This is a genomic window from Mesorhizobium sp. M7A.T.Ca.US.000.02.2.1 (assembly GCF_003996995.1).
In the GTDB taxonomy this organism is placed as follows: Bacteria; Pseudomonadota; Alphaproteobacteria; order Rhizobiales; family Rhizobiaceae; genus Mesorhizobium.
This window is the reverse complement of record NZ_RZTT01000218.1, coordinates 1-10347: the sequence shown is the minus strand read 5'-3', so window position 1 is coordinate 10347 and position 10347 is coordinate 1. Positions and strand designations below refer to the sequence as shown.

The 10347-nt window shown below is 63.5% G+C and carries 10 protein-coding genes; 2 read left to right on the top strand and 8 right to left on the bottom strand.

Annotated elements, in window-relative coordinates; genetic code table 11:
- Both EOD15_RS20170 and EOD15_RS20165 read right to left on the bottom strand, forming a co-directional pair.
- Nucleotides 1-794 (bottom strand): ABC transporter permease (locus EOD15_RS20170; RefSeq protein WP_148129592.1); only part of this gene is annotated, 794 nt, incomplete at its 3' end.
- 270 nt (nucleotides 795-1064) lie between these two features.
- Complete coding sequence (locus tag EOD15_RS20165; protein ID WP_127408762.1) at nucleotides 1065-2498, bottom strand: DHA2 family efflux MFS transporter permease subunit; 1434 nt, start codon at nucleotides 2496-2498, stop codon at nucleotides 1065-1067.
- 121 nt (nucleotides 2499-2619) lie between these two features.
- Here EOD15_RS20165 and EOD15_RS20160 point away from each other — a divergent pair, with 121 nt between their 5' ends.
- Together EOD15_RS20160 and hutH are read left to right on the top strand one after the other, a co-directional pair.
- Entirely contained in the window at nucleotides 2620-3621 is a 1002-nt protein-coding gene (locus EOD15_RS20160) for an ornithine cyclodeaminase family protein (protein ID WP_127322806.1), read from the top strand.
- Nucleotides 3618-5129 carry a histidine ammonia-lyase gene (gene hutH, locus EOD15_RS20155; RefSeq protein ID WP_127322807.1) on the top strand — a complete coding sequence of 504 codons (1512 nt, stop codon included), beginning with the start codon at nucleotides 3618-3620 and terminating at the stop codon, nucleotides 5127-5129. The genes EOD15_RS20160 and hutH overlap by 4 nt, the downstream gene beginning before the upstream one ends.
- On the opposite strand, the gene purU is transcribed toward hutH, so the two are convergent.
- From purU to EOD15_RS20125, 6 genes are read right to left on the bottom strand one after another with little or no spacing between them, the layout of a single operon-like run.
- The gene (gene purU, locus EOD15_RS20150; protein WP_127322431.1) at nucleotides 5108-5989 is read right to left on the bottom strand and encodes a formyltetrahydrofolate deformylase; all 882 of its coding nucleotides are present in this window, start codon (nucleotides 5987-5989) and stop codon (nucleotides 5108-5110) included. The genes hutH and purU overlap by 22 nt on opposite strands.
- Nucleotides 5986-6786, bottom strand: coding sequence for a 3-methyl-2-oxobutanoate hydroxymethyltransferase (locus EOD15_RS20145; protein WP_127322432.1), 801 nt, complete (start codon nucleotides 6784-6786; stop codon nucleotides 5986-5988). Before EOD15_RS20145 ends, purU begins: the two co-directional genes overlap by 4 nt.
- Before the next feature lie 34 nt (nucleotides 6787-6820).
- Complete coding sequence (locus EOD15_RS20140) at nucleotides 6821-7135, bottom strand: MocE family 2Fe-2S type ferredoxin (RefSeq protein ID WP_013530832.1); 315 nt, start codon at nucleotides 7133-7135, stop codon at nucleotides 6821-6823.
- An 18-nt stretch (nucleotides 7136-7153) separates the two neighbouring features.
- Complete coding sequence (locus EOD15_RS20135; RefSeq protein ID WP_245463719.1) at nucleotides 7154-8236, bottom strand: fatty acid desaturase family protein; 1083 nt, start codon at nucleotides 8234-8236, stop codon at nucleotides 7154-7156.
- A 49-nt stretch (nucleotides 8237-8285) separates the two neighbouring features.
- Entirely contained in the window at nucleotides 8286-9467 is a 1182-nt protein-coding gene (locus EOD15_RS20130; RefSeq protein WP_127408761.1) for an aldose 1-epimerase family protein, read from the bottom strand.
- 16 nt (nucleotides 9468-9483) lie between these two features.
- The gene (locus tag EOD15_RS20125) at nucleotides 9484-10266 is read right to left on the bottom strand and encodes an ATP-binding cassette domain-containing protein (RefSeq protein ID WP_164761550.1); all 783 of its coding nucleotides are present in this window, start codon (nucleotides 10264-10266) and stop codon (nucleotides 9484-9486) included.
- Nucleotides 10267-10347: the final 81 nt, after the last annotated feature.

Genomic DNA, 10347 nt, shown 5'->3' with positions numbered 1-10347 from the left:
CCCGAAAGGCCGATGCCGCCGATCACGGCGACCAGCACGATGTCGTAGAGCAGCGTCGAATTGACGACGCGGGTGTTGATCGAATGCAGGCTCGCCGCCGTCAGCAGGCCGGCGACCAGTGCGACGAAAGCGGAAAGCACATAGCGCAGCACCAGCATCGGCCGCACCGGAATGCCGATGTTGCGGGCGGCAACCGGATTGTCGCCGGCGAAGTAGATGTAGCGGCCCCATTTGGTGTAGCGCAGGAACAGGAAGAAGAGGAAGGCGAGGCCGGCAAAGACGAACACCTCGACCGGAATATCGAGGAAGCGCAGGCCGCCAAGCAGCTCGACCCAATGGTCCTGCGGCACCGGCACCGCATCCTGCGTGATCAGCTGCGAGCGCACATAGCCGAAGACGAAGGAGCCTGTCGCCAGCGTCACGAAGATCGCGGGCACATCGGCATAGGCGACGAGAAAGCCGTTGAGCAGGCCGATGGCCAGCACACCGGCCAGCACATAGGCGAAGGCCAGCCCGTCCGGCGTTCCCGAATTCAGAAGTTGCAGATACCAGGCGACAGACATCGCCATGATCGCCACGGCGGAGAGGTCGATGCCGCGTCCGATGATGACGACGGCCATGCCGAGCGCAAGGATGCCCAGCACCGACACCGAGCGGACGATGGCGACGAGATTGTTGGGGTCGATGAAACCTGGCAGGCCTATGGCCGCTGCAACGAACAGCACCACCGCTATGGCAAAGACAATGCCTTCCTGATTCAGGCTCCTGAAATTCGGCCAGCCGATCGTGTTCATGTATGCGTTTGCCCCGATGGCAGCGCTGCCATCCCTGGGAAAGAACGCTAATCGGCCCAACGCCGGTTCGTCAAATGAATCCGCGCTCGGAACCCCGGCCGGCAGCGATATTTGCCAAATGGACGCATCGATTGCCGAAGCTGGCGCAATGCTCGGAAAACTCTGCACTTTTGGCAATTGCTTGCGCCATAGCCGCCACTCGCGAAAAGGCTGCACCAAGGCGAAAGGACAAGACGGAATTTATCTCCGCATCAGGCGGAAAAATCGATCTCAATTTCCCGGCGAGTGGCCGGAAACCTCCGCGCCCGCACCTGGCGGCAGCACGAGAAAACGCAACGCCGCCACCAGCCCGATGGCGCCGATCGCGAGGAAGGCCACTCGAAAATCCACAAGATCGAGGGCCGGCCGGTCCCTGGCGATCTGCGACAAATTGAGGATCGCCGCCGCCACCGCGACGCCGAACAGCATCGCCACCTGCTGCAGCATCGAGGACAGCGTCGCCGCCGAGCTTCGTTGCGCCGCATCGATGTCGGCGAAGGCCAGTGTGTTGAGCGCGGTGAACTGCATCGAGCGCGACAGGCCGGCGATCAGCATCAACGCCACCACCAGCGCTTGCGGCGTCTGCGGTGAGATCGCAGCACATGCCATGATCGCCGCCGAAGCGATCAGGCCGTTGACAACCAGCACCGACCGGAAGCCGAAACGGCGCAGCGTTGGTGTCGTCACCGTCTTCATGCCGAGATTGCCGAGGAAATAGGCCAGGATCATCAAGCCGGCATCGACGGACGAGAGGCCAAAGCCGACCTGGAACAGCAGCGGCAACAGGAATGGCGTGGCGTTGATCGCCACCCGGAAAATGGTGCCGGCGGCAAGCGTCGAGATGGCGAAGGTCAGCACCTTGAACGAGGAGAGATCGAGCAGCGGATGCGGCACGCGCCTGAGATGCCGCACCGCCAGCCAGCCGATGACGATGCCGGCTACGACCAGCAGCACCGTCGGAAGAACGCCGTCCTCCGGGTGCGCGATGCGTTCAAGGCCATAGAGAAGCAAGGCAAGCCCCGCCGATGTCAGGAAAAAACCCGGCCAGTCGAGCGGCTTGGGGTCGGCTTCGCGATCGCCCGGAATGAAGCGGGCGACCATCACCAACCCGACCACGCCAAGCGGGATGTTGATGAAGAAATTCCAGTGCCAGGACAGATAGGTGGTGATGAAGCCGCCGAGCACCGGCCCGATCACCGGCGCAAACAGCGCCGGCCAGGTGATCAGTGCCGTGGCGTTCAGCAGCTCCGACTTCGACGCATTACGCAGTACCAGGATGCGCCCGACCGGCGTCATCAGCGCGCTGCCGAGCCCTTGCACGACACGTGCGGCGACGAATTGGGTCAGGTTTTGCGAGACGCCGCAGGCAAGCGAGGCCAGGGTGAACAGGACGATCGCCAGCAGGAAGATATTGCGTGCGCCGAACCGGTCGGCGAGCCAGCCCGACAGCGGCACGAATACGGCCATGGTCAGCATGTAGACCGTGATGCCGATGCTGATCGCCACCGCCGACACGCCGAAGGAAGCCCCCATCTGCGGCAGCGAGGTCGAGATGATCGTCGAATCCAGAAACTGCATGAAGAAAGCGATGGCGACAATCAGCGCCACGCGCCGCGCATTGGTGGCCGTTTCGGATAAGGTTGCGGTCTCGGGAACGGCTGTCATGACGGAACCGGTTTGAACAGCATCTCACCTGCGGCGTCCAGAGACCTCGCAACAAACTTTCGTGTCCCGCCTTGGCCTGCTATGGGATGAACGGGGTGGCCGAGGAAAGTGTCCGCGTAACATGAAGCCCATCTACATCGACTACCTCAATGCTCTCGACATCGACGCCCTTGCCATGACCGATGGCGAAATCATTGCCGCCGTCGAGGCTGGCCTGGTTGCGCAAGGCAAGGGCCAGACGGTGATCGAACCGCGCGTCCATTTCGAGCCGGACCCGTCCTTCCACGGCCATTTCAACGTGTTGCGCGGCTACGTAGCGCCGCTCGACACGGCCGGCGTCAAGATCGTCGGCGACTATGTCGACAATTACCTGCATGGCCTGCCTTCCGAATTCGGCATCCTCAACCTGTTCGACCCGCGCACCGGCGCGCCGCGCGCCATCCTCGACGCCACCGTCATCACCGACATGCGCACAGGCGCCATCACCGCCATCGGCGCCAGGCATCTGGCGCGAAAGAATTCCAAAGTGCTGGCCCATATCGGCGCGCGCGGCACCGCCTACTGGAATGTGCGCCTGCTCGACTATCTCTTCGATTTCGACGAGATCCGCGTCCATTCGCGCCGTCCGGAAAGCCGCGACGGTTTTGCCGCCAGACTGTCCGCCGATCTCGGCAAGACGGTGACGGCGGTCGCCGACTGGAAAAGCTGCATCGAGGGCGCCGACATTGTCGTCGAGGCCTCGCGGTTGCCGGAGCCGCAGCCATTGCTGAAGACCGAATGGATCAAGCCCGGCGCGCTGGTCGTGCCCTACGGCACCATGAGCGCGGTGGAACTGTCATTGACCGATATCATGCAGAAAATGGTCGTCGACGATTGGGGCCAGTGCAAGGGTGGCAAGTTCGGCTCGCTGCGCGCCCATGTCGAGACCGGGCGGCTGAGCGAGAAGACGCTGCATGCCGAGCTCGGCCAGATTGCCGCCGGTCTGAAAGCCGGGCGCGAAAGCGACGCCGAAACGATCCTGTTCTGGCATCGCGGCCTGTCGCTGTCCGACATTGCGCTGGGCAAGGCGATGCTGGCCAAGGCCCAAGTGCAAGGCATCGGCCAGCGGCTGCGTTTCGCATGAGCGCGCTCGTCCTCACCGGAACCGGCGTCGGCGTTGACGATGTCGCTGCGGTCGCCCGCGATGGGCGCAAGGTGGAAATTGGACCCGATGTCATTGGCAGGCTCGAGAAGACACGAAAAGTGCTCGACCAGGCCGCCGCGTCCGGCCAGCAAATCTATGGCCTCAACACCGGGCTCGGCGCCAATCTCGGCACCGCGGTCGACGGCGACGCCGGCGCCTTCCAGCGCCAGTTGCTTGAAGGACGCAGCGGCGCCGTCGGCGAGGTGCTGCCGGTTGAAGCCGTGCGGGCAACCATGGCCGCCCGCGCCGCGATGCTCTCGGTCGGCGGCTCCGGCCTGTCGCCTTCCGTCTTCGTCGCTTTGGTCGACGCCCTCAATGCCGACGTCCATCCCGTCATGCCGTCACTCGGCTCGATCGGCGCCGGCGACCTGGTGCTGATGACAGCACTCGCCCGCATGCTCACCGGCGAAGGCGAAGCCGACTATCAGGGCCGTCGCATGCCGGCGGCCAAGGCGCTGATGATGGCGCGCCTCGCCCCCATCAGCCTGGCGCCGAAGGACGGGCTATCGCTGATCAACGCTTCGGCGGTGTCCGCCGGCAGCGCCGCACTTGCGGTGACGGATGCGCTGTCGGCTCTTGCCCAGCAGCAGCAGGCCGGGGCTCTGACTATGGAAGGTTTTGGCGCCAACCGCACCATCCTCGACCCGCGCCTGCATATGGCGCGCCCGGCGGCAGGCCAGCAGCAAGCAGCCAAGGTGCTGCACGATCTGCTCGTCCGAGATGAGGCGCCGGCGCCGACCACTTTGCAGGACCCGCTGTCGATCCGCTGCATGTCGTCGATCCATGGCGCGCTGATCGAGGCGATCGGTCAGGCGAGACAGGCTGTCGAGATCGAGCTCAACGCCGCCGCCGACAACCCGCTGGTGCTGGGCGACGACGAACTGGTGCTGTCGACCGGCAATTTCCACACCGCGTCGATAGCGCTCGCCTTCGAGACGCTCGGCCTGGCGATCGCCCAATGTGCCGCCGCAAGTGCAGCCCGCTTCATCCAGCTCACCGGTTCGGGCCGCAATGGCCTGCCTAAATATCTGTCACCGGTCGGCGGCGCCTCGGCCGGCTTCGTACCGTTGCAGAAGACGGTGACGTCGATCCTGGCCGCCATCCGCCACAAGGCCAATCCGGTGATGCTCGACTTTCTTCCGGTTTCAGAAGGCGTCGAGGATCACGCCACGCAGACACCTCTGGCGGTGGCAAAATGCGCCGGGATGATCGCGCTGTGGCGCCGCCTGATCGCCTTCGAACTGATGGCCGCCGCACAGGCCATCGACCTGCGCGACGGCTTCACATTGGCGCCACGCACCGCCGCAATTCACACGGGGATACGCTCGCTCGTCCCCATGCTGAAAGAGGACCGGCCGCTCGGCATCGACGCCGAAGCGCTCTACGCCGCGCTCGCCGGCGGCAGTTGGCCGGCTGACGCGGCTTCTCAGAAGACGACGGTCTTGTGACCGTTGAGCATGACGCGGGCTTCTAGATGCAGCTTGACCGCGCGCGCCAGCACCCGGCTTTCGATGTCGCGCCCGACGGCGACGAAATCCTCAGCGCTCATCGCATGGGTGACGCGTTCGGTCTCCTGATCGATGATCGGGCCCTCGTCGAGGTCGGAGGTGACGTAATGCGCCGTCGCACCGATCAGCTTGACGCCGCGGTCGAAGGCCTGGTGATAAGGCTTGGCGCCCTTGAAGCTCGGCAGGAAGGAATGGTGGATGTTGATCGCCCGTCCGAACAGCCGGTCCGACAGGCCTTTCGAGAAGACCTGCATGTAGCGCGCCAGGATGACCAGTTCGGCCCCTGTCCGCTGCACCAGGTCCAGCAGCTTCTGTTCCTGTTCGGCCTTGTTCTCCCTGGTGGTCGGCCAATGGTGATAGGGAATGCCTTCCAGCTCGGCGAAGCGGCGGGCATCCTCGTGGTTGGAGACGACGGCGGCAACCTCCGCGTTCAGCCAGCCGACCCTGATCTGGTACAGCAGATGGAGAAGCGCGTGGTCGAACTTGGAGACCATGACGATGATCTTCGGGCGGCGCCCCTGATCGACGAGCGCGGTCTTCATGCCGAAGCGGTCGACACTTGATTTCAAGGCCCGCTCCAGGCTGTCCCTGGTCGAGCCTGGCGGGCTGATGAAGGCGATCCGCATGAAAAAGCGATTGGTCTGCCGGTCCCAGAACTGGCTGCTTTCGGCGATGTTGGCGCCGGTCGCGGCAAGCTCCGCCGTGACGGCGGCGACGATCCCCGGCCGGTCCTCGCAGGAAAGCGTAAGAATATGAACCGGCGCGGCGTCGTCCGTCGCATTATTGTCTTGAGATTTCACGCCCTGTCGACCCTTTTCATGAACAGGCTGAGCTCAGCCGGATCCATATGCACCACATGCTTGTCTTCGGGATAGGCGAGACTGTTGACATCGGCAACATACTCCGAGAACGCGGCGATGCGCTCGGCCTGCAAACGATCATATTCGGCGGCGAAATTGCGATAGACCTTGGAATGGCGAGGCATGTGGCCCCGGGTCTGGCCGAGAATGTCGTCGGCGAACAGATATTGCGCATCGCAACCGGTGCCCGCCCCCATCGACAGCATGATCAAGGATGTGCGTTCCGAGATCGCCTTGGCCACCTCGACCGGCACGACCTCGATCTCGGCGCCGATGGCGCCTGCGGCCTCCAGTTGTTTCACCGCCGCGAAGACCTCCATGGCGGTGTCGGCGGTCTTGCCGACCGCCTTGAAGCCGCCGGTCCAGGTGGCCCGTGACGGGATCAGCCCGACATGGCCGATCACCGGGATATTGTCATCGGCCATCCGCTTGACCGTGGCGTAGCCGGCGCTGCAATAGACCGCGTCGGCGCCGGCCTTGTAGAGCCGGAAAGCCCAGCGCACGAAATCGTCCGCCGTGCCGATCTCGTAGAAATTGTCGCCTGGCATGGTGAACAGGCTGGGTGCGGCGTCCCGGTATTGCGGGTTGAGCACCAGTTCGGGCGGCACCGAGACGATGTCGACCCCTGCGCGCTCCGCGGCCTCTGCCTCGTCCATCGTCAGCACGCGCAGCATGGTCAGCTGGCGCTTGCCTTTCATGGCGCGCAAATCCGCCACCGTCGGTCTTTTTCGGCTCATCAAAAGGGTTCCCTCAGTTGCATTCGGCGGCAGGTCAGCCGATCTGGATCATCACTTTGCCAGCCTCGACCTTCACTGGATAGGTGGCGAGATTGACGCATACCGGTGCGCCTCGAGCCACGCCCGTCTTGTAGTTGAAGCGGCCATTGTGCTTGGGACATTCGATGATGTCGTCCATCACCAGCCCATCGGCCAGATGCGCCTTCTCATGCGTGCAGTATCCGTCGGTTGCGAAGTACTCGTCATCGGGACTGCGATAGATGGCGAAGGTCCGGCCGCCATGATCGAAGCGGATGACATCCTCTTCCTCGACATCGTCGACGCCGCACGCTTCAACCCAGTCGGCCATCTCTCGTCTCCTGCAACTCTATTCCGCCGCCGCCGGAACGGTCAGCGCATGGAACTCGTCCCGGTATGGCTTGGCCGTCGGCGGCAATTCACGCTTGAGAAAATAGTCCTCGTACTGAAGCTGCTTGATGAGCACCGGCCAGACCTCGCGATAGGCATGCCACATCGAAGGGTTCGGCTCGGGCAGATCGTGCTTGATCAATTCGTGGAGCCTCGGCAGCGCGTGATACGGCACCATCGGGAACATGTGATGTTCGACATGGTAGTTCATGTTCCAATAGATGAAGCGGCTGATCGGGTTCATGTAGACGGTGCGCGTGTTCAGCCGGTGGTCGGTGACATTATCGGCCAGGCCGATATGCTGCAGCAGGCCGGTCAGCACCATGTGCCAGCTGCCGTAGAGGCGCGGCAGGCCGATCAGCACCAGCGGCAGGAACGACCACAGATAAAGCGCCAGCACGATCGTCGCGGCATAGATGGCGACATGCCAGCGCGCGGCTGTGACCACCTTGTGAAGCTCCATCTCGGGAATAAAGCTTTTCTCGTCGGGCGAGATGCTGCCGAACGCATTGCGCACAAGCGACGGCAGCGAATAGCGGAAATCGAGAATGCCGGTGAAGGCGAGTGCGGCGCGCAGCAGGTCCGGCGGACGCATCACTGCGATCTCGGCGTCGCGGCCGACGATGATCGTGTCGGTGTGATGGCGGGCATGGCTCCAGCGCCAGGTCACCGGGTTGCGCATCAGCATGAAACTGGCGATCTGGTAGACGGCATCGTTCATCCAGCGCGTGCGGAAGGCGGTGCCGTGGCCGCACTCGTGCCAGCGCGAGTCGCTGGACGAGCCATAGAGCACGCCATAGACGAGCAGGAACGGCACCACCCACCACGTGCCCCAGAACCAGACGATCCCGGCGGCAGAGCCCAATATGGCAACGATCCAGATGATCGTGTCGCGGATCGCCGGCCCGTCCGAGCGCTGCATCAGCTCTTTCATCGCCTTGCGCGGCACATCGGTGTGATACCACTCGGCCGAGGCCAGCCCGGTCTCGATCGCGATGCGCGTGCTTTCCCCGACCAGGCTGTAGTCGCGCTTTTTCTCCATCACATCGACCTCCGATTTCCGGCCCGCCAGCCGGAGCATTCGTTTCGCATCATGCCCTGTCCGCCAATCCCGGGAAATTGCCCGACGGCACAGGATAATCCTGTTGCGGCTGCCTGGCGATCGACGCGATCTTTGCTTCGGCCGCCGCGATCGCGCCGGCGCCGTCGAGCACTCGGAACACCGCGTCGTAAGAACGGCTTTCGCCATGCTCCAGCCAGATCATCTCGCCTCGCTCGCGCGCCGCGAGATTGCCCAAGACATGGTGTGTCGAGGGCTCTATGCCCAGCGCATACTGCCCTGCCTGGAAATTCTGCCATTGGTAGGCGCAAGGCAGCTGATCCTTGCGCGTGATCACTTCGAAGCCGAGCCCGAGCTGATCGTTGACCACCGCCACCGGCACCTCGCCATTGGCGTCCGCCGCCATCTCATGCTGCCAGACCTGCTCGCTGAAGCCCAGTCGCGGCGCCGGCACGGTGCGGTAGCCGACCTTCTGCGCCTCGTAGCGTTCGCCTGCATGGCCAGCCCAGACGACGTCGCGGATCGGCGCCAGATAGCGCGAACCCTCGTCGAGCAAGGGGTGGCTGACATTGACGTGGTAAAAATACATGTGCGGCGTGCGATTGAAGCCATGGTTGACGACGCGGTCCGACAGCCGGATCTCGTTGCCGCCGACATCGGCCTCGATACGCCGGATCAGATGCAAATCCTCGCCGAACACCGCCGATTGCTGAACGATGCCTTCGGCCCAAAGCACGCAGCGGTCGCCATCCCAGGCCTCGCCATAGCCGGTCAGCCGCGCTGGAATGGTGCCGACGCGGCCATGCAGCGAATGGATCACGGTCTTCTTGCCCGGGTAGTTGTAGCTATCGGCAGGCACCTCTTCGCGGCCCAATATGTGGTCGAGGCCGCAGGTGACAAGCAGGCCTGAAAACGAGCGCGCCCAGGCGAGTCCCCCTTCCCCCTCATAATCGTGCAGGCCGGGGTGGCGAAAACCGCTCGGCGAATGCCAGCCGATCGCCTGGCCCTTGAAGTCGCAATCGGCGATATCGAGCGCCCGGTCGACCAGCGTCGTGAAGCGCAGCCCCGTGCCGGTACGGAACTCCAGCATGCGGATGCCGCGTTCCACCCCATCGCCAAGCGTCATCAGCCGCACGCCGGCAAATTGCGACAGCATGCCCGAACGTTCCGACACCTGCCGGCGCGAAAGCGTCTTGCCGTAGAGTTCTACCATGTGACGGCCAACTTCTTCACTTCGCTCTCGTCTCTTTCAGCAGGGCCGACATATCGGCGCCGGTGATGATGCTCTCCACCGTCAGGAGATCGGTATCGGCAACCGTCTGCTCGGCGACGATCTCGCCGCGGCGCATGACGATGATGCGGTCGGCGACCTGGAACACGTGGTGGATGTTGTGGGTGATCAAAAGCACGGAATGACCGGCGTCGCGCACCTCCTTGACGAAGCGCAGCACGCCATGGGTTTCCTCGACACCGAGATTGTTGGTCGGCTCGTCGAGGATGATGACCTTGGCGGCGAACTGCATGGCGCGAGAAATCGCGATCGACTGCCGCTCGCCACCCGACAGCGTCGAGACCAGCGCATCGGCGTCGAGTTTTTTCGAGATGCCGACGCGCTTCAACAGCGCCGACGCCGCATCGCGCAATTTGGCGAAATCGAGCGGCGCGAACACGCCCAGCCATTTCAGCTTGACCGGTTCGCGCCCAAGGAAAAGATTGCGCGCAATGCTGAGATCCGGCGCCAGAGACGTATCCTGGTGGATGGTCTCGATGCCGAGGTCCATCGCATCGCGCGTCGAGCGGATCGAGACCTTCTCGCCGCGCACATAGATGTCGCCACGGTCGATCGGAAACACACCGGAAATCGCCTTGATCAGCGTCGATTTGCCGGCGCCATTGTCGCCGAGCAAGGCCACCACCTCGCCCTCCTTGAGGGCAAAGGACGCATTCTTCAGCGCCCGAACGCTGCCGAAGGATTTTTGCAGATTCTGCAGCCGGAGAACTTCCATGATCAGCCCCTTGCAGCGTTCTTCTGCAGCAAAGCGTGCAGGATGAGCATGGCGAGGATGATGAGGCCGACGAAGATGTTGTAGGCG

Coding starts and splice junctions, on each gene's coding strand:
- EOD15_RS20130 (WP_127408761.1), bottom strand. CDS start 9,467: ATGGTAGAACTCTACGGCAAGACGCTTTCGCGCCGGCAGGTGTCGGAA.
- EOD15_RS20140 (WP_013530832.1), bottom strand. CDS start 7,135: ATGGCCGACTGGGTTGAAGCGTGCGGCGTCGACGATGTCGAGGAAGAG.
- EOD15_RS20145 (WP_127322432.1), bottom strand. CDS start 6,786: ATGAGCCGAAAAAGACCGACGGTGGCGGATTTGCGCGCCATGAAAGGC.
- EOD15_RS20165 (WP_127408762.1), bottom strand. CDS start 2,498: ATGACAGCCGTTCCCGAGACCGCAACCTTATCCGAAACGGCCACCAAT.
- EOD15_RS20160 (WP_127322806.1), top strand. CDS start 2,620: ATGAAGCCCATCTACATCGACTACCTCAATGCTCTCGACATCGACGCC.
- hutH (WP_127322807.1), top strand. CDS start 3,618: ATGAGCGCGCTCGTCCTCACCGGAACCGGCGTCGGCGTTGACGATGTC.
- EOD15_RS20135 (WP_245463719.1), bottom strand. CDS start 8,236: ATGGAGAAAAAGCGCGACTACAGCCTGGTCGGGGAAAGCACGCGCATC.